General features: G+C 64.7%; 18 protein-coding genes and 1 pseudogene. 13 read left to right on the top strand and 6 right to left on the bottom strand.

Annotated features, from left to right (window positions below; all coding sequences use genetic code 11):
- Positions 1 to 74: 74 nt before the first annotated feature.
- The 4 genes from ACG873_RS08455 to ACG873_RS08440 all read left to right on the top strand — a co-directional run bounded on the left by ACG873_RS08455 (position 75) and on the right by ACG873_RS08440 (position 2739).
- Positions 75 to 908, top strand: a complete 834-nt coding sequence (locus ACG873_RS08455; protein ID WP_394891318.1) for a DUF2066 domain-containing protein — start codon at positions 75 to 77, stop codon at positions 906 to 908.
- A gap of 86 nt (positions 909 to 994) precedes the next feature.
- On the top strand, positions 995 to 2026 hold the full coding sequence (gene hemB / locus ACG873_RS08450; RefSeq protein ID WP_394891317.1) for a porphobilinogen synthase: 1032 nt from the start codon (positions 995 to 997) through the stop codon (positions 2024 to 2026).
- Between the two features lie 47 nt (positions 2027 to 2073).
- Entirely contained in the window at positions 2074 to 2370 is a 297-nt protein-coding gene (locus ACG873_RS08445; protein ID WP_394891316.1) for a nucleotidyltransferase family protein, read from the top strand.
- A 111-nt stretch (positions 2371 to 2481) separates the two neighbouring features.
- Positions 2482 to 2739, top strand: a complete 258-nt coding sequence (locus ACG873_RS08440) for a DUF86 domain-containing protein (RefSeq protein WP_394891315.1) — start codon at positions 2482 to 2484, stop codon at positions 2737 to 2739.
- A gap of 95 nt (positions 2740 to 2834) precedes the next feature.
- Here the strand turns inward: ACG873_RS08440 and ACG873_RS08435 are convergent, their stop codons facing one another.
- Both ACG873_RS08435 and ACG873_RS08430 read right to left on the bottom strand, forming a co-directional pair.
- Positions 2835 to 2978: a hypothetical protein gene (locus ACG873_RS08435; RefSeq protein ID WP_394891314.1), complete on the bottom strand. Its 144-nt coding sequence runs from the start codon at positions 2976 to 2978 to the stop codon at positions 2835 to 2837.
- 43 nt (positions 2979 to 3021) lie between these two features.
- Positions 3022 to 3177, bottom strand: a complete 156-nt coding sequence (locus ACG873_RS08430) for a hypothetical protein (protein ID WP_394891313.1) — start codon at positions 3175 to 3177, stop codon at positions 3022 to 3024.
- Positions 3178 to 3323: 146 nt separating this feature from the next.
- Between ACG873_RS08430 and ACG873_RS08425 the strand changes: the two genes are divergently transcribed.
- The 8 genes and pseudogenes from ACG873_RS08425 to ACG873_RS08390 all read left to right on the top strand — a co-directional run bounded on the left by ACG873_RS08425 (position 3324) and on the right by ACG873_RS08390 (position 10065).
- The gene (locus ACG873_RS08425) at positions 3324 to 4385 is read left to right on the top strand and encodes a LacI family DNA-binding transcriptional regulator (RefSeq protein ID WP_394891312.1); all 1062 of its coding nucleotides are present in this window, start codon (positions 3324 to 3326) and stop codon (positions 4383 to 4385) included.
- 189 nt (positions 4386 to 4574) lie between these two features.
- The gene (locus tag ACG873_RS08420; RefSeq protein WP_394891311.1) at positions 4575 to 5153 is read left to right on the top strand and encodes a Spy/CpxP family protein refolding chaperone; all 579 of its coding nucleotides are present in this window, start codon (positions 4575 to 4577) and stop codon (positions 5151 to 5153) included.
- Between the two features lie 44 nt (positions 5154 to 5197).
- Positions 5198 to 5899, top strand: coding sequence for a response regulator (locus tag ACG873_RS08415; RefSeq protein WP_394891310.1), 702 nt, complete (start codon positions 5198 to 5200; stop codon positions 5897 to 5899).
- Between the two features lie 3 nt (positions 5900 to 5902).
- On the top strand, positions 5903 to 7147 hold the full coding sequence (locus ACG873_RS08410; protein WP_394891309.1) for a sensor histidine kinase: 1245 nt from the start codon (positions 5903 to 5905) through the stop codon (positions 7145 to 7147).
- Between the two features lie 60 nt (positions 7148 to 7207).
- Positions 7208 to 7678, top strand: coding sequence for an RDD family protein (locus tag ACG873_RS08405; protein ID WP_394893407.1), 471 nt, complete (start codon positions 7208 to 7210; stop codon positions 7676 to 7678).
- Positions 7679 to 7784: 106 nt separating this feature from the next.
- Complete coding sequence (locus ACG873_RS08400) at positions 7785 to 8543, top strand: arginyltransferase (RefSeq protein WP_394891308.1); 759 nt, start codon at positions 7785 to 7787, stop codon at positions 8541 to 8543.
- A 51-nt stretch (positions 8544 to 8594) separates the two neighbouring features.
- Positions 8595 to 9494 (top strand): DMT family transporter, encoded by a 900-nt coding sequence (locus tag ACG873_RS08395; RefSeq protein ID WP_394891307.1) that lies wholly within the window; start codon positions 8595 to 8597, stop codon positions 9492 to 9494.
- A 17-nt stretch (positions 9495 to 9511) separates the two neighbouring features.
- Positions 9512 to 10065: pseudogene (locus tag ACG873_RS08390) on the top strand (sugar O-acetyltransferase).
- Positions 10066 to 10144: 79 nt separating this feature from the next.
- Here ACG873_RS08390 and ACG873_RS08385 read toward each other — a convergent pair.
- The 3 genes from ACG873_RS08385 to ACG873_RS08375 are packed head-to-tail and all read right to left on the bottom strand — an operon-like array spanning position 10145 to position 15186.
- Positions 10145 to 13273: an efflux RND transporter permease subunit gene (locus ACG873_RS08385; protein ID WP_394891306.1), complete on the bottom strand. Its 3129-nt coding sequence runs from the start codon at positions 13271 to 13273 to the stop codon at positions 10145 to 10147.
- Positions 13270 to 14478: an efflux RND transporter periplasmic adaptor subunit gene (locus ACG873_RS08380; protein ID WP_394891305.1), complete on the bottom strand. Its 1209-nt coding sequence runs from the start codon at positions 14476 to 14478 to the stop codon at positions 13270 to 13272. Before ACG873_RS08380 ends, ACG873_RS08385 begins: the two co-directional genes overlap by 4 nt.
- A gap of 39 nt (positions 14479 to 14517) precedes the next feature.
- Positions 14518 to 15186: a TetR/AcrR family transcriptional regulator gene (locus ACG873_RS08375; RefSeq protein ID WP_394891304.1), complete on the bottom strand. Its 669-nt coding sequence runs from the start codon at positions 15184 to 15186 to the stop codon at positions 14518 to 14520.
- Positions 15187 to 15468: 282 nt separating this feature from the next.
- Between ACG873_RS08375 and ACG873_RS08370 the strand changes: the two genes are divergently transcribed.
- Positions 15469 to 16266 (top strand): SDR family NAD(P)-dependent oxidoreductase, encoded by a 798-nt coding sequence (locus ACG873_RS08370; RefSeq protein ID WP_394891303.1) that lies wholly within the window; start codon positions 15469 to 15471, stop codon positions 16264 to 16266.
- A gap of 39 nt (positions 16267 to 16305) precedes the next feature.
- Here ACG873_RS08370 and parC read toward each other — a convergent pair whose 3' ends face one another.
- Positions 16306 to 18591, bottom strand: a complete 2286-nt coding sequence (parC, locus tag ACG873_RS08365; protein ID WP_394891302.1) for a DNA topoisomerase IV subunit A — start codon at positions 18589 to 18591, stop codon at positions 16306 to 16308.
- Positions 18592 to 18784: the final 193 nt, after the last annotated feature.

Genomic DNA, 18784 nt, shown 5'->3' with positions numbered 1-18784 from the left:
CGAGCCTGGTCGGGAGTTCAGTGCTAAAGGAGGGCGGACGGGCGCGTCAATGGCAGGTTTGAAGGGGAGAGGATATGCCCGGTATCTTGCGCATTGCCTGGGCGATTGTCTGCGGCGTTCATTTGTCCCTGGCGACTGCCGGCGCAGCCTCCGCGCAAGATCTCGACGCGCTCTACCAGGCGAAAGCTGTCGTGACCGGCCAGAGTGAGGAAAACCGCATTCCCGGCTTCGCCGATTGCCTGCGCCAGGTTGTGGCGAAGGTGTCGGGTGACCAGCGGCTGCTGGGCGAGCCTGCCTTCGAGGATCTGCTTCCGAAAGCCGGCGAGTTCGTGTCGTCGTTCCGCTACCGCGACCGGCTCGAGGGCATTCCCATCCATGACGAACAGGGCACCTACGACCGCCCGCACGACCTCACCTGCATCTTCGACCGGACCAAGATCGACGCCGTCCTCCAGTCGTTCGGGCGCAAACCGTGGCTTGCGCCAAGGCCCCGACTGGTCGTCTTTCTCGGTGTGCGCCAGAATGCGAAGACCTTCACGCTTACAAGCGACGGCGGCGACAGCCCTTATATGGGCAGATCATTCCATGCGGCAGCCACACCGCTCGCAATTACGATCCTTCTGCCGCCGAAAGCCGATCTCACCCAAGCCGGCCTGGATTTCGAGGCACTGTCAGATACCGACATGGCGGCGTTGAACGGCCAGGCCAAGGCGGCGGGCGGCGACCTTGCGCTCGCCGGCAGCATCGTCTGGAGCGACGAGGATCTCGGCTGGGTGGCTGACTGGCGGCTCGCGCCGGCGGGAGAGACCCACTACTGGCAGGTTCGCGGCGTCAGCTTCGACGAGGCGTTCCGCGTCGCCATGCGCGGGGCGGTCCAGATCCTGTCGGGCAACGGTTCGCCTAATTAGGCTCAGGGACAGCGGCTGGCACAAGCTGCCGCATTGGTTATCGCCGGCGCAGGTGCTAGAAACCCGGCAATCCGGAGACAAGCCCGATGAACAGGTTCACCCCCGCAAGGCCCGCCGGCAGCCGCTCGGTCGACGAAATCACTGGCAGCCGCCGGCTGCGCCGAATGCGCAAGGCGGACTGGTCGCGCCGCCTCGTCCAGGAGAACCGGTTAACGGTCGACGACCTGATCTGGCCGATCTTCGTCATTGACGGCGAAAGCCGCCGGGAAGAAATCCCTGCGATGCCGGGCGTTTACCGCTTGACGCTCGATCTTGCCGTGAAGGAAGCCGAGCGCGCGGCCAAGCTCGGCATCCCTGCCATTGCCACCTTCCCCAATGTCGAGCTTTCGCTCCGCGACCAGACCGGCTCGCATATCCTCGACCCGGAAAACGTCATCAACCGCGTCACGAGGGCCATCAAGGCCGCGGTGCCCGAGATCGGCATCATCACCGACGCCGCGCTCGACCCATTCACCAGCCACGGCCATGACGGCATCCTGCGCGACGGCATCATCGTCAACGACGAGACGGTCGAGCAGGTCACCGCAGCGGCGGTCCTCCAGGCAGCGGCGGGCGCCGACATCATCGCGCCGTCGGACATGATGGACGGCCGCATCGGCGCCATCCGCGACGCGCTCGACGCCAACGGCTTCCAAGACGTGGCGATCATGTCCTACGCAACGAAATTCGCCTCCGCCTTCTACGGGCCCTATCGCGAGGCGGTTGGCACCTCCAGCCTGCTCAAGGGCGACAAGAAAACCTATTATCTCGACCACGCCAATTCCGACGAGGCCGTGCGCGAGGCCGAGCAGGACATCCTCGAAGGCGCCGACATGATCATGGTCAAGCCGGGCCTGCCCTATCTCGACATCATCCGCCGGCTGAAGGACGAGTTTTCGATGCCGACCTTCGCTTATCAGGTGTCGGGCGAATATTCGATGATCAAGGCCGCCGCCGCCAATGGCTGGATCGACGGCGAGAAGGCGATGCTGGAAAGCCTGCTCGCCTTCAAGCGCGCCGGCTGCGACGGCATTTTGACCTATTTCGCGCCGGAAGTGGCGGAGCTGCTGCGGGGGTAGAGGACTCGTTCTATATACGAGCGCTGCATTGCTGTAGGATGTCGGGCATGAACAAAACTGAAGCCATCAGCAAGCTACGGAAAAGCGCGAACGCCGTGAAGGGCATGGGCGCCACGGCGCTCTACCTGTTCGGCTCGACTGCACGCGACGAAACATCCCAGCGCAGCGACCTAGACCTGTTCACCGACTATGACGCCAGCAGACGGTTTTCTCTGATCGATCTCATCGCCATCAAGCAACTGCTCGAAGAGGAGATGGCGGTGGAGGTTGACGTCACGACACGAGACAGCCTCCATCCGATGCTGAAGGAAGACATCGAGCGCTCGGCCATCCGCGTGTTCTGATGGCTAAGCGCAAGATCGGCCCCATCTTGGCGGAAATACTGGAGGCGCTCGACGGCATCGAGGCAGCGACCGCCGGCAAAGACGCTTGAAGAATTTCAGGCTGACTGGCTGTTGAAGCATGGCGTCCAGCGCGGCTTGGAGATCATCTGCGAAGCTGCGCGTCACATACCTGACGATCTGCTTGCGCTTGCTCCGGACGTTCCCTGGAAGCAAGTTCGTGGCATAGGCAACGTGCTGCGGCATGAGTATCACAAGATTGCCGACCCGATCGTCTGGGCGGTGGTCGTCGACAGCTTGCCTGCGCTACGCGCCGCCACGGAAATCATCTCCAAATCGCTCGCCAGCGACAACCAAACTCGCGAATCGTAATTCCTTGCCTGCGAATGCATCGGGAGCTCCAGCTTCGCGGGAGGACGAGCATCCCGACAGCAGTCGCCCATCACTCAAAGATCGCTCCGCCGCCCTCACGGCAGCCAAAACAGTCGCTGCAACGGGTGTATCCGTGGCCTGACCGGCGCTTCCTTCAGCGCGTCCTCGTCGCGCTTCGGGCGCGGTATGCCCCAGTGCTTCCGGTAGATTTCCTCGAACAGATAGTTGACGGGGTGCATGTCAGCCTCCTCTATTGCTTGGATCGATTCAATAACCGGCCCGTCAAATAGCGGCTGCGTCGCGGGCCGGGCGCCTCTGGCGTGAGCCGTACCAACGCTTGCGCTCATTCCAGGCATTGCCTTTCGGGATGCCCCAATGGTTCCGGTAGATGTCTTCGAACAAATAGTTGACGGGATGCATGGCAGCCTCCGCTTTCATGTTGGATCGATCCAATCAGCTGATGACGCCTTCGATTGGATCGATTCAAAAATAGCCTCATCAGCGACAATGTCAAGCAAAATTTGAATCGATCCAAGCACTATGCTATGGCCAAAACGACGCCCCGATCGTGGCAAGGAGAACAAATGACGAGACCGGTCAGGCTTGCGGATGTGGCCAGGGAGGCCGGCGTCTCGCACGGAACCGCTTCCAACGTGTTCAGCCGTCCGGAAATCGTGCGGCACGAGGTGAGGGAACGCGTATTCGCCGCCGCGCAAAAGCTCGGCTACGCCGGCCCGGACCCGAAAGGCCGGCTGCTGCGCGCCGGCAAAGTCAACGCCATCGGGGTCGCCACCGCAGAGCCCCTCTCCTATTTCTTCGACGATCCCTTCGCGCGCACGGTCATGTCGGGCATATCCCAGGCGTGCGACGCCACCGGCGCAGGCATCTCACTGGTATCGGCAGCCAACCAGGAACAGCTCGCCTGGAACATCCAGAGCGCGCTCGTTGACGGCTTCATCGTCTTCTGCGTCGAAGGCGGTTCGCGGCTGGTAGAGCTGACACGCGAGCGCAAGCTGCCCTTCGTTACGCTGGATTTCGCCGAGCACGACGAAACGATCGCTACGATCGGCGTCGACGATGTGGCCGGCGCGGGCATCGCGGCGCGGCACCTCGCCAAGCTGGGTCACCGGCGCTTCGCCGTTCTCGCGCTGCCGACAATCGAGGCCGGCTACGGGCCTACGACCCTGGAGCGGGCGCAAAACGCCATCTATTCGGGTACGCGCGATCGCATCCGCGGCTATTTCGAGGAGCTTGCCGCGCACGGGATCGACGTGACGGCGGTCCCGATCTACGAAACGGAGAACGACGAGGCGTCCACCCGCGCCGGCATGGAGCACCTGTTCGCGTCGGCGCAGCCGCCGACGGCGATACTGGCGATGTCCGACCGGATGGCGCTGACAGCGCTCGAATGGTTGCGCGAGCGCGGTATCGACGTCCCCGGGAAAGTTTCCGTCGTCGGCTTCGACGGGGTGCCGGAAAGCGCCCTCTCCGTCCCGCCCTTGACGACCGTCGCGCAGCCGATCGTCGAGATAGGCCGCCGAGCCGTACGCTCGATCCTCGATTTCGACGGCACGCCGCGGCGCGAAATCCTGGACATCGAGTTCGTGGTGCGCGGCTCGACGGCGCCGCCTCCAGCCGGCGATTAGCCACGGTTCGGGCAACCGGCCGGATGGCAGCGACCGCGCTTATACCTTCCGCAGCACTCCGGTTCCCCGCCGCAATAGCGCCTTGTCGGCTTCACACAACTTTACATTCGCCCGCAACGGCCGAAACGTTGCGCTCCTAGTCTGGCCCAGTCGCGGCAGAGATGCCGCTTTAGCGAAAGGACCAGCATCATGGAAACGAACCTTCAGGAACCGGCCGACCTCTCCGGCGCCCCGCAGAAGAAGAGCTGGGGCAAGCGCATCGCCATAGGCGGCATTGCGATCGTGGTGCTTGCCGGCGTCGGCGTCGCCGGCGCGCTCAGCCAGGATTACGAGCGCATGCAGAGCTTCGGCATGGGCTGGGGCGACGGCGGACCCGGTATGCACATGCAGGCCAATTTCCGCCACCACATGGGGTTCGGCGGCCCGGGTTTTGGCGGGCACCACTTCGAGCGCATGCTCGAGGAGATCGACGCCACACCCGAACAGGAAGAGAAGCTGGAGGCGATCATGGACAAGCTCCATGACGATGTCCGCCCGATCATGCGGGGCTTCCGCGATACGCGAGACGATGTCGCCAAACTGCTCGGCGCCGCAACCATCGACCGCGAGGCAGCGGAGAAGCTGCGCGCCGAGCGTATCGCGGCGGCCGACGAGGCCTCGCGCAAGCTGACGACGGCCCTGCTCGACGCCGCCGAGGTGCTGACGGCCGAGCAACGCGCGGAATTGCTCGAACATTTCGAGGATCGCGGCTGGCATCGCCGCTGGTAAGCTCTGTACCGGCACAGTTTCGAATCGGAGCAAAACGAACGGGCATGGCGGACCAGGTTCTCATCGTCGACGACGACAGGCGCCTGTCCGCCATGCTCGCGGAATACCTGACGGGCAACGGCTTTCGCGTGCAAGCGGCAGAGACGGCGGGCGCAGGCATTGCCGAGATCGCGCGGCTGTCGCCTGATGCCGTGGTCCTCGACGTCATGCTGCCCGACATGGACGGCTTCGAGGCGCTCAAGCGCATCCGCGCGAACTCCGATGTGCCGGTGTTGATGCTGACCGCACGAGGCGACGAGACCGACCGTATCGTGGGGCTGGAGATCGGCGCCGACGATTATCTGCCGAAGCCTTTCAATCCGCGCGAACTGCTGGCGCGGTTGAAGGCGATCCTGCGCCGGCGCAACGCCGGCGCGAACGCCTCGCCCCGCATCCTGCGCTTCGGGCGGCTGGAGATCGACCCCGCGTCGCGCTCCGCTCGCGTCGACGGGCGCGACTGCCCGCTGACCAGCTACCAGTTCGACCTGTTGGTGGCGCTCGCCGAAAATGCCGGGCGCACGCTGTCGCGCGAGCAGCTCATGGACATGGTCAAAGGCGAGGAGCTGGAAGCGTTCGACCGGTCGATCGACGTGCACGTCTCGCGCATCCGCGCCGCGATCGAGACCGATCCGAAACATCCTCGCCGCATCATCACGGTGCGCGGCGCGGGCTATGTCTTTGCCCGTTTCCAGGACGGTGACAGATAGCCCATGCGCAACAGCCTTTTCGTCAAGATCTATCTCACCGTTCTGGCCAGCCTCGCGGTCGTGGCGATCGCCAGCGGGATGTTCGTGCGCATGGGCATGGAACGCGAACATGCCGGCTGGAGCGACCGGCGCGACGCCTTCATCGCGGCGATGCTGCCGGCGGACTCCGACCCCGCCTCGTTGAACGCGACGGTGCAGCGCCTCTCCGCCGCCTTCGATGCCGACATCTCGGTCTATGGCCCGCAGGGGCGGCTGCTTGCAGCGGCCGGCCGGCCGGTCCCCCAGGACGAGATCGGATTCAGGCGCAGGATGCACCCCGGCGGGCATCACCTGCTGGTCAGTAAGCTGCCGGACGGAAGGGTGGTCGCGGCGCGGCTGAGAATGCCGTTCGGCCCGGCGGGCCGTAATCCCCTTGGCTATCTCGCGCTGATCGCCGGGGTAATTGGGCTTGCCGCGTTTCCGGTCGTGCGCCACCTCACACGCCGCCTCGAAGCGTTGCGCCAGGGCGTGGATCGCTGGGGCGAAGGCGCTCTCGATACGCGCGTGGCCGTGAGAGGCAACGACGAGGTGGCGGCGGTGGCGGCGAGCTTCAACCGCGCCGCCGAGCAGATCGAGCGGCTGCTTGCCGCGCACCGCTCGCTGCTTGCCAATGCCAGCCACGAGTTGCGCTCGCCGCTTGCGCGCCTGCGCATGGCGATCGACCTCGACGAGGAAGGACAAAGCGGCCCGGTGCGTGACGAGATCGTGCGCGACCTCTCCGAACTCGACGCGCTGGTGGAGGAAATCCTGCTTGCCAGCCGGCTTGACCACATCGAGAAGCTGGAACGGGTGGAGCCCGTGGATCTGCTGGCGCTCACTGCGGAGGAAGGCGCGCGCTCCGGCGTCGACGTCTCCGGCGAACCCGGCGGCGTGTCAGGCGACCCGAAACTGCTCACGCGGCTGGTGCGCAATCTCATGCAGAACGCGCAGAGACATGGCGGTCCGCCGGTCAGCGCGCATGTAAGGACCGAAGGCAGTTCGGTGGTGCTCAAGGTGTGCGATCACGGGCCGGGCCTGCCGGAAGGAACCGGCGAGCGCGTCTTCGAACCGTTCTTCCGGCCACAGGGCCGCAGCGAGACGGCCGGCGGCTGGGGCCTCGGCCTGTCGCTGGTGCGCCAGATCGCCTTGCATCACGGCGCAACCGTGCACCACGAATCGCCACCCGGCGGCGGCGCCTGCTTCGTCGTCACGTTTCCGGCCACATCTTGATATCGACCGGCACATACCCATGTGAAAGTGCAGCCCCATGCGGGACGGAAGGAAGGAATGATGAACGCACGAATTCTCGACGGCGAGATCATCGAAACCAGGCTTGACGGCGTGCGCGCCTATGACGGCGTGCTGACGCGCCGCGTGTTCGCTTTCCTGCTCGATTATTTGATCGTCGCGCTGCTCACCATTCCGTTCGCGATACTGATCGCCATCTTTGGGATTCTGACGCTCGGCCTCGGCTGGATGCTGTTCGGTATTCTCGTGCCGGCCGTGGCCCTCGTCTATGTCTGGAACACGCTGGGCGGCCGCAACCAGGCGACTGTTGGAATGCGCATGATGGGCATCCGCCTCGAAAGACCCGACGGCAGCCGCGTCGACGGCATGCTGGCCGTAGTCCACTCCGTGCTGTTTTGGGGCCTTAACGTTGTATTGACGCCGCTGATCCTGCTGGCGACCCTGTTTACCGACCGCAAACGCACGGTGCACGACCTCCTTCTTGGCACCGTGGTCACGCGTTCCGACCGCTGACGGACCCGCGGCGGGCCGAAGAAGTCCGCGACGCGCGATTATCCAGTTGAATTTTTCGCCGCCGCAGCCATGCTATGGTTATTCGCGGGAGCCGAACCGACGCGCCATGACGCACCACATCACCCACTCGCCGCAGTTCTTCCTGACCGCGCCTTCGCCGTGCCCCTACATTGAAGGCCAGTTCGAGCGGAAGGTGTTCACGCATCTTGTCGGCGACAAGGCCCCCGAGATGAACGACCTGCTGACGCAGGGCGGCTTCCGCCGCTCGCAGAACATCGCCTATCGGCCGGCCTGCGAGGCCTGCCGCGCCTGCGTGTCGGTGCGGATCCTGGCCGGCGAGTTCCAGGCGACGAAAAACATGCGGCGTGTCATACACCGCAATTCCGACCTGATCGGTGCCGTACATGACGCCGAGCCCTCCACCGAGCAATATTCGCTGTTTCGGCGCTATCTTGACGCCCGCCACCGCAAGGGCGGCATGTCCGACATGACCGTGCTCGACTACGCCATGATGGTCGAAGACACCCATGTCGACACCAAGATCATCGAATACCGCAAGCGCGGACCCGACAGCTTCATCACCGGCAGGGGCCATGGCGAACTGATCGCGGTAGCGCTCTCCGACAAGATGGCCGACGGCCTCTCCATGGTCTATTCCTACTTCAATCCCGCCTTCGAGGACCGCTCGCTCGGCACCTTCATGATCCTCGACCATATCGCGCGCGCCCGCGCCGCCGGCCTGCCCCATGTCTATCTCGGCTATTGGGTCAACGGCTCGCGCAAGATGAACTATAAAGTGCGCTTTCTGCCGCAGGAACATCTCGGGCCGAAGGGCTGGGAACGCTACGAGAGCGAGGCTGTCTGAGCGGCTGTCCGCCCGGCAATTCTCGTTCCCTTCCCAATCGGAGCTCCCCCCGTGTCTGCCACCTCGTCCCATCACGCGAGAGGCCTCGCGCTGACCGCCCTCGGCGGCCTAACCCTCACCGTCGATATCCCGCTGATCCGTCTCGCCGATGGCGACACCTGGTCCATCCTCCTTCTGAGAAGCGTGACCACTTTCGCGGCCACGCTGGCTATCTGGGGCGTCTGGCGGCTCGCGCGGCGCGACGCGCCGCAACTCGTGCCCGGCCGTACCGGCCTTGTCGTCGCCGCCCTCTACGGACTGGTTTCGGTCACGTTCATGTTCGCCGTTTACAACACCTCGACGGCCAATCTCGTCTTCATCCTCGCCTTCAACACGATGTTCGCCGCATTGCTCTCGTGGCTCTTTCTGAAGGAGCGTCCCAGGCCCGCCACGCTGGTCGCCATGGCGGCGATGCTCGTCGGCGTGCTTATCATCGTCGGCGACGCCATCGGCTCTGGCAATTTCCTCGGCGATCTCATGGCGCTTGCCTCCGCCTTCCTGCTCGCCTCGGCCATCACCGTCACGCGGGCCAGCGGCAAGGACATGGGATTTACCGCGCTGATCGCGGTCATACTGCCGTTTTGCGTGGCGCTCGTCATGGTGCGGAACACCGGTTTCCGCGTCGAGGCGCCGTGGTGGATCATCTTCAACGGCGCGATCATCATGCCGGTCGCCTTCTTCTGCCTCGCCACCGGCCCGAAATACATTTCCGGCCCGGAGGTTGCGATGTTCTACCTCCTCGAAACGGTGCTAGCTCCCGTGTGGGTATGGATGATCTTCTCCGAAGTGCCGTCGAGGAACAGCCTGATCGGCGGTTCCATCCTGATCGCCGCGCTCGTCCTGCATTCGCTCTGGCAACTCGATCACGGCCGCCGGCGTCGGGCCGCGCTAGCGGTTCGGCATCCGGCATAGCGGCCAGGAGGAGTACCGTGAACGTCAGCGAACGCGAAAAGATGGCCGCCGGGGAGTGGTACACCTGCATCGACCCGGAACTTGAGGCGCTGCGGGTTCTGGCCCGCGACGCGGTGCACGAGCACAACATCCTGCCGCCGGGCGAGCGCGGCAACATGGGTCCCGGGCTGCGGCGGCTGTTTGCGCAGGTGGGCGAAAGCGCCCGCATCGAAGCGCCGTTCCACTGCGCCTACGGCTTCAACATCACGCTCGGCGACAAGGTTTTTCTCAATGCCGGCTGCACCATTCTCGACACGGCGCGGGTCAGGATCGGGAAATCATCGTTGCTCGGCCCGAACGTCCAGATCTACTGCGCCGAGCATCACCGGGACGCCGTCCAGCGCAGCGCCGGCCTTGAGATCGCCGGCCGGTCGAGATCGGCGAGCGCGTGTGGATCGGCGGCGGCGCCATCATTCTGGGCGGCATCACGATAGGCGACGGCGCCATCGTCGGCGCCGGCTCGGTGGTGACCAGGAATGTGCCCGCCGGGGCGACGGTAGTCGGCAACCCGGCCCGTCCCGTGGAGCGATAGAGGCTACCAGCCCCTGCCGCAACTCGCCGACCACCTCCCGCAAAGGCGGGGGCGAAAAGCCTGTCGCCGACGAAGCGCCCTACTCCGCCGCGACCGGGAACTCTTCGCGCTTGGGCAGGACGTGGACGTTGCCGATATGCTCCGCGTTCAGCTCGTCGGCCCGGTTCGGCTTCACCAGCCAGCGGAACAGTCTCGCCGTCCCGATCGCCGCGTCGTCCATGATCGTGTAGAAGGACGGCACGAAGACCAGCGACAGCAGCGTCGATACCAAGAGGCCGCCGACGACCGCGATCGCCATCGGCGCGCGGAACTCGCCGCCGTCGCCCAGAGCCAGGGCAGCCGGGATCATGCCCGCCGACATGGCTATGGTGGTCATGACGATCGGCCGCGCGCGCTTTCTGCCGGCGTCGATGATCGCCTCGGACCGTGAAACGCCCTGCTTGACCTCCTCGACGGCGAAATCGACCAGCATGATGGCGTTCTTGGTCACGATGCCCATCAGCATCAATATGCCGATCACAACCGGCATGGACACCGCCGAATTGGTCAGCCACAGCCCGGCCACCACGCCGCCTATGGCGAGCGGCAATGAGCCCAGGATGGTGAAGGAGTGGAACACCGAGCCGAACAGCAGGATCAGCACCACCAGAACCAGCATGATGCCGGTGCCCATGGCGGTCGCGAAGCCTGCGAACACTTCGCCCATGATCTCGGCATCGCCGGTCTCCTGGATGCGGGTGCCTGCCGGCATGTCCTTGACTTCGGGCAGCGCCCAGACGATGCCGAGGCCCTCGCTGAGCTCGGCCCCCTGCGCCATGTCGGCGCCGATGACGACGCGGCGCTCGCGATTGAAGCGGGCGATCGAGGAAGGCCCCTGCCCGAAGCGGATTTCGGCGACGGATGCGAGCGGCACCGAAGCGCCGGAAGCCGTCGGCACCGGAAGCTGGCTGATCACCGCCAGGTCGTCGCGCGCCAGTTCGTTCAGCTGCACGCGGATCGGAATCTGGCGGTCGCCGACCGTGAACTTGGCGAGGTTCTCGTCTATGTCGCCCATCGTGGCGATGCGCAGCGTCTCGGAAATCGTCGCCGTCGAGATGCCGAGTTCGGCTATGCGCTCGAAATCGGGGATGACGATGACTTCCGGCCGGTCGAGCGCGGCATTTGAGGTGACGGCGCGGAATTTGCCGGTCTCCGTCATCGCGCTCTGGATCTTCCGCGCTTGCTCATCGAGCACGGCGCCGTCGGTACCCATCACGCCGAAGGCCAGCGCGCGCTCGCCGCGGTCGTTGACGAAATAGGCGCGCACGTCCGGCACCGTTTCCATCTTCCGGAGCAGGATCTCCTCGATCTCGTGCTGCGGCAGTTCGCGTTCGGACTTGTGCTTCAGGTCGGCAACGACCGTGGCGCGGCGCGTCTCCAGCGTGCCGGTCGGGCTCGCGCCACCGATTACATAGACGTTCTCGACCTCGGGAACCTCGCGCATCAGCTTGGTCACTTCGTCGGTCGCCAGGCGCGTGTCATCGAGGCGGCTGCCTGGCGGCAGTTCGACCGAGAACACGATGCGGCTGGCATCCTCGCGCGGGATGAAGCCGGACGGCAGGAAGCCCATCGCGTAGATCGAGCCGGCGAAGAAGGCTATGCCGGCGGCGAGCGTCAGCCAGCGGAAGCGCAGCGTCGTCTTCAGGAACGCGACATAGCCCCGCATGATTGCGCCCGGCTTCGGCTCGGCATGGCCGTGGCCGCGCAGAAAATAGGCCGCCATCATCGGCGTGATCAGGCGCGCCACCAGCAGCGAGAAGAACACCGCGACGGCGACGGTCAGGCCGAACTGCTTGAAATACTGGCCGGCGATGCCGCCCATGAAAGAGACGGGCGCGAACACCGCGATGATGGTGGCCGAGATGGCGATGACGGCGAGGCCGATCTCATCGGCGGCCTCGAGCGAGGCGCGATAGGGCGATTTGCCCATCTTGACGTGCCGCACGATGTTTTCGATCTCGACGATGGCGTCGTCGACCAGGATGCCGACCACCAGCGTGATGCCGAGAAGGCTGACCAGGTTGAGCGAAAAGCCCATCATGTCGAGCGCCCAGAAGGTCGGAATGATCGACAGCGGCAAGGCGGCGGCGGCCACGATGGTGGCGCGGAAATCGCGCAGGAAGAGAAGGACAACGATCACCGACAGCGCCGCTCCTTCGAGCAGCATCTCCATCGCCGAATCGTAGTTGCCCTCCGTATAGGTCACCGAATCGTCGACCTTGGTGATCGTCACGTCCGGATGCGCCTTCTGCAGGTCGGCGATGGCGACCGCGGCGCGTTCGTTGACCTCGACATCGCTTTCGCCCTTGCCGCGGAAGATGCCGAAGGACACTACGGTCTGGCTGTTCACCCGCGCGAAGGATTTCGGCTCGTCCCAGGAATCGCTGACTGTGGCGATGTCGGCGAGCCTCACCTTGCGGTCGCCCGAGAGCGGGATTTCGAGGGCTTCGAGGTCGGCGATCTTCTTGGCGCCGCCGAGCGTCCGGATCGACTGGTCGCGGTCGCCGAAGTCGCCGCTGCCGCCGGTCATGTCGGCATTGACCGAGCGCAGCGCGCGGTTCACATCGCCGGCGGTGACGCCGAGTGCGTTCAGCCGGTCCGGGTCGATCTCTACCTTGATCTCCCGCGTCACCCCGCCGTAGCGGTCGACGCGGGCGACGCCCTTCAGGCCCTGCAGCTTGCGGATGACGGTGTCGTCGACGAACCACGAAAGCTCTTCGATCGTCATTGCCGGCGCCGATACGGCGTAGGTCAGGATCGCCTGGCCTTCGACGTCGACGCGGTTGACGATCGGCTCGTCGGCTGTCGCCGGGAGGTCGGAGCGGATGCGCTCGATCGCGTCCTTCACGTCGTTGACGGCGGTCTGGGTGTCCACTTCGAGGCGGAATTCGACTTGCGTCTGCGAATTGCCTTCTGTGATCGTCGAGATGACGTTCTTGACGCCGGAAATATTGGCGACCGCGTCCTCGACACGCTTGGTCACCTGCGTCTCGAGTTCGCTCGGCGCGACCCCCGGATCGGTCACCGTCACGTTGACAATCGGAACGTCGATGTTCGGAAAGCGCGTAACAGGCAGCTTCGAAAAGCTCATCAGCCCGAGGGCGACGAGCACGATGAAGAGCAGGATCGGCGCGATCGGATGGCGGATCGACCAGGCGGAGAAGTTCATGGCTGGATGGCTCCCGTCTTTTCACCGCGAATCGGCGTCACCAGATCGCCGTCGGCGACGAAGGTGCCCGCGCGCGACACGATCTCCTGGCCTTCTTCGATGCCCGACACGACTTCGACGAAACCTCCGGCGCGAGCGCCGAGCGCTACCGGCACGGTCGCGACCTTGCCCTCCGAAACCGCCTGCAGGAACGCCTTGTCGCCGCGGAAGATCACCGCCGAGGCGGGGACGGCGACGGCATTCGAGCGCAGCGTCTCGACTTCGCCCCGGGCAAAGCTGCCGGCATGGGCCGCGCTGCCGGGATCGAGCGTGATGCGTATCGAACCGAGCCGCGACTTGCTGTTGATCTCGGGCGAAATCCGGCGGATTTTTCCGCCGATCGTCTTGTCGGCGCCGGCCAGCGAAATCTCCGCCCTCATGCCGGTCGCGAGTTTCGGCAGGGCCGTCTCGGCGACGGTCGCCGCAAGTTCGAACTCCGCGCCGATGGCGATGCGGAACAGCGGGCCGCTGCTGGCCGAAACGATGCCGCCCAGCGTGGCGTCGCGGGCGAGCACCAGGCCGTCGGCGGGCGCCCTCACCTCGGTCTTCTCGATCTGCAGCAGCACATTATCCTTTTGCGCGTCGATGACGGCAAGCTGCGCCTGCGACGAGGCCAGCGCCTTCTGCGCCGAGACCAGCTTGGCGTTGGCGCTGTCGAAGGCATGGCGCGCATTGTCGAGCTGCGCCTGCGTGGCGACGCCCTTCGCCTGCAGCGCCTTCGCCCGATCGAGCGCGTCCTTTGCCTGGCGGACGCCGACTTCCGCGTCACCGATCTGCGCATTCATCTGCGCGATGTTGGCCTCCGCCTGAGCGCGGCTCGCCTGCATTTGCGCAAGCTGCGTGTCGAGCGTGGAGCGGTCGAGAACGGCGAGCACATCGCCTTTCTTCACCATGTCGCCTTCGTCGGCATTCAGCGCGGTGACTGTCAGGCCGTTGAGGTCGGTGCCGGCCGCGGCTTCGTCGCGCGGCAGTATCGTCCCGGTGACGGTCAGCGTTGCGACAAGCTCCCGCCGCTCGGCCTGCGTCACGCGGATCGACGGCGGCGTCTGCACGACGGCGGGTTCCGCCTCGTTCGCGGCAAAGGAAGCCGGCGCCAACCCGACTATGGCCGCGGCGCCGGAAAGCAGCGCGCCGAGGGAAAGGGCAATAACAGCATTGCGGGACATGGGATTTAACCAGATTGGCTTGAGGTTGTCGGACGGCCGCTATTCGGCCGGAGTGTTTTTGGCCGGCCGAAGCATGCCTTCCATCATGGCGCGAAGAGCGATTTCCAGCTTGTCGAGCGGCACTCCCCGGGCCGGCAAATCATTGATCGCCATGCCCTCGCCGATCGACATCAGCACCGCCATCAGGATCGGAAGCTCGACCGGCGGGTTGACCTCGCCTCGCTCGATCGCCGCCGCCAGAAGCGGCTCGATCATCGCGGCGACCTCGCCCTTGTGCCCGTCGACGGTGGCCCGGATCGCCTCGTTGCGCATGGATTCGGAGCGCATCTCCGCAAACAGGGGTGCGCTGCCCTTCATACTGGTATGGGCGATATGCGCCATCGCGCCTGCGATCAGCCCGTCGACGGCGGATGTCGCATCACGCAAAGCCCCGAAGCAGGTCATGTCGTCCTGGCGGTCGGCCTCGCAGATCGCCTCGACGATCGCTTCCTTCGACGGGAAATAGCGGTAGAGCGCGCCTGGGCTCATGCCGACTTCGGCGCAGATCTGCTGCATCGACGCGCCCTGGAAGCCGGAACGCACAAAACACGCCTTGGCGGCGTCAAGGATGCGCTGGATCTGCTGGTCGCGGCGTTCGGCGCGCGACAGCGTTTCCAGCGTGTCGTCCGCGACCGCCAATTCGTTGCTGCTGTTCGACAATTCTTCCATGTACCTTCTCGCCAGAGCGAACGTTCGCTCTCATCTAATGCGAATGATCATTCTCCCTTTATGCGAACGATCATTCGCAGTCAATCGAACAAGAGGATTCATGCTCACAGGAAGCATGCGACACGGCGGCGCAGCCGGTGCGCAGCGCGCCTGACAAACTCGATGAGATTTTGCGTCGGCGGAGACTTCGCCGCGTTCAGAAGGCCGGTTGCATTCCTCAGAAACAATTTTAATATGCAACTGCTTGCGATTAACAATCAATACTGGGGAAAGGGTGCGATCATGCTGTTACGGGGACAAACCGCGATCGTCTATGGAGGCAGCGGCGCGATCGGCGGGGCGGCGGCCGGGGCGTTCGCCCGCGAGGGTGCAAAGGTCTTTCTTGTTGGGCGCACGCTGCAAAAGCTCGAGGCGAGCGCGCAGGAAATCCTCAGGCGGGGCGGCGCCGCCGAATTCGCCGTCGTCGATGTCCTCGACAAGCGGGCGGTCGAGCACCATGCCGAATCCGTGGCAAGAGAGACCGGCGGCATCGACATTGCCCTGAACGCGGTTGGCTTTTCCCACGTGCAAGGGACGCCATTGGCAGAGCTTTCTCTTAAGGATTTCATGCTTCCGATCGAGACCTACGCAAAGGCGGCCTTCATCACCGCCAAGGCTGCATCTCGTTTCATGGCGCAGAGAGGCTCGGGCGTCATCATGAACATATCGACGCCAGGATCGCGTCTGCCCGGCATTGGCTATCTCGGCTATGGCGCGGCCTGTGCGGTCACGGAAGGCATGACCCGGCTGCTGGCCGCAGAACTCGCACCAAGCGGCATTCGTGTCGTTTGCCTGCAGCCCCACGCTATTCCGGAGGCATTGAAGCGAGGCTCGCACAGTAGCGAAGTCTTCCAGCCTGCTGCCGAGCGCGCCGGCATGACCGTTGAGGAAATGCTTCAAGGTGCGGCGGAAGGAACCCTGCTCAAGCGACTGCCGACACTTGGCGAGGTGGCGGACGTCGCAGCGTTCATGGCATCCGACCGCGCCCGCGCGATGACCGGCGCCGTCGTCAACATGACTTGCGGGGCCCTGGTCGACTAGGAGGGTATCTCAGCGCGACAGCATCACGCAGCGCCAGACCTACCCGAACCTGCCCGTCCGCGGAAAACCCTTCGGCGCAAGGCGGCCGGCGGAGGCGCGCGCGCCCATCCATTCGATCAGTTCTTCGCGCGTCTTGAGGAAGGTGCGGCCGGCCGAATCCTGCCAGCTCAGGCCGGCTTCCATCGCGAACAGCTTCACGTCAAGGACGCCGCCGTCCTTGTATTTCTGCAGGCGCACGCCCTTGCCGCGGCCCATCTCGGGAATTTCGGTCAGCGGAAACACCAGCATCTTGCGGTTTTCGCCGACGATCGCGACGTGATCGCCATTGACCGGCACACAGCGCTGGGCCTCGTCGGGCGCGCGCACGTTCATCACCTGCTTGCCCTTGCGGGTGTTGGCCGCGACCTCGGCCTCGGGTACGACGAAGCCGTTGCCCTCATGGCTGACCAGCAGCAGCTTGCGCCCCGGATTGTGGACGAAGGCGGTGACGATGTCCTGGTCGTTGTCCATGTCGACGATGATGCGGATCGGCTCGCCATGGCCGCGCCCGCCCGGCAGCCGATCTGCGCCGATCGTGTAGAACTTGCCGCCCGTCGTGAAGACGATGATCTTGTCGGTGGTCTGCGCCGGGAAAGCGAGTTTCAGGCTGTCGCCTTCCTTGAAGGTCAGCAGCGACAGGTCCGAGAGATGGCCCTTCATGGCGCGCAGCCATCCCTTGGCCGAGACCACCACCGTCACCGGCTCCTTCTCCACCATGGCGTGATGGATATCGGTCAGGTCGTGGTCGGGCGCGTCCGCGAAAGTGGTGCGGCGCTTGCCGAGCGGCGTATGCGAGCCGAACTTGTCGCGCACCTTCTCGACTTCCCAGCGGATCGTCTTCCACTGCTTGGCGTCGGAGGCGAGCAGCGCCTCGATCTGCGCCTTCTCCGCCGATAGGCCGTCGAACTCCTTGCGGATCTCGAACTCCTCCAGCTTGCGCAGCGCGCGCAGCCGCATGTTCAGGATCGCCTCGGCCTGATTGTCGGTCAGGTCCCAGCGGGCCATCATCACCTGCTTGGGCTCATCCTCCTCGCGGATGATCCTGATCACCTCGTCGATGTTGAGGTATGCGATCAGGTAGCCTGCGAGGATTTCCAGCCGCCGCTCGATCTCGCCAAGACGATGCCTCGACCGGCGCAGCAACACGTCGCGGCGGTGCTCCAGCCATTCCTGCAGCACGCTCTTCAGCGACAGCACGTTCGGCACCTTGCCGCGCGACAACACATTCATGTTTAGCGGGAAACGGCTTTCGAGCTCGGTCAGCTTGAACAGCGATTCCATCAGAAGCGCGGGGTCGACGGTACGGCTCTTCGGCACCAGGACAAGGCGGATGTCCTCGGCGCTCTCGTCGCGGACGTCCTCCAGCAGCGGCAGCTTGCGCGCGATCAGAAGCTCGGCGATCTTCTCGATCAGCCGCGCCTTCTGCACCTGGTAGGGAATTTCGGTGACGACGATGTTCCAGGTTCCCCTGCCCTGGTCCTCGGTCTCATAGCGCGCCCGCACGCGAAAGCCGCCGCGGCCTGTCTTGTAGGCCTCGACGATCGACTCCCAGCTGTCGACGATGATGCCGCCTGTCGGGAAATCCGGGCCGCGCACCATGTTCTCGTCCGCATCCTCCTGGTGCGGCTCCTTGGTCATCAGGTCCTCGACCGAAGCGTCAGGATGATCGATCAGATGGAGCGCGGCCTTGCAGAGTTCGGCGGCATTATGCGGCGGGATCGACGTCGCCATGCCGACGGCGATGCCGGAGGAGCCGTTGGCCAGAAGGTTCGGGAAGGCGCCGGGCAGGACGACCGGCTCCTCGTCTTCCTCATTATAGGTGGGGCGGAAGTCGACGGCATCCTCGGTGATGCCGGCGAGCAGTTCGGTCGCCACCTCGGTCATGCGCGCCTCGGTGTAGCGCATGGCGGCAGCGAAATCGCCGTCGATATTGCCGAAATTGCCCTGCCCGTCGACCAGCGGATAACGCACCGCGAAATCCTGCGCCAACCGTACCAGCGCATCGTAGATCGACTGGTCGCCATGCGGGTGGAACTTGCCCATCACCTCGCCGACGATGCGCGCGCATTTGGCAAAACCCTGGTCGGGATTGAGGCGCAGGAGCCGCATGGCGTGCATGATGCGGCGATGGACCGGCTTCAGCCCGTCGCGGACATCGGGCAGCGCCCGGTGCATGATGGTCGACAGCGCATAGGCGAGATAGCGCTCTTCGAGCGCCTTTTTTAGATCGACCGGTTCTATTGCGTCGCCACCGCCGGACCCCGGCGGCAAAAGCCCTTTTCCCATGGCGTGCAGTTAGCTTAGCCGACGATTCTGCGGCAAGAGGCGCAACCGTCGCAACACTCCCTGCATCCTTGGCAAGCGCCAATCCTTGCCTTTTTCCGAGATTTTCGACCAATGTGTTGCGATGCGCCTTCATCCGGTCCCGATGATACGCGACAGCAGGGGCGCAACGAGATTCAAAGACCAGTTTCAGGGA

It is taken from the genome of Allomesorhizobium aridi, from assembly GCF_043769475.1.
In the GTDB taxonomy this organism is placed as follows: domain Bacteria; phylum Pseudomonadota; class Alphaproteobacteria; order Rhizobiales; family Rhizobiaceae; genus Allomesorhizobium.
The sequence above is the reverse complement of the archived record's forward strand: the minus strand, read 5'-3'. Positions and strand labels throughout refer to the sequence as shown.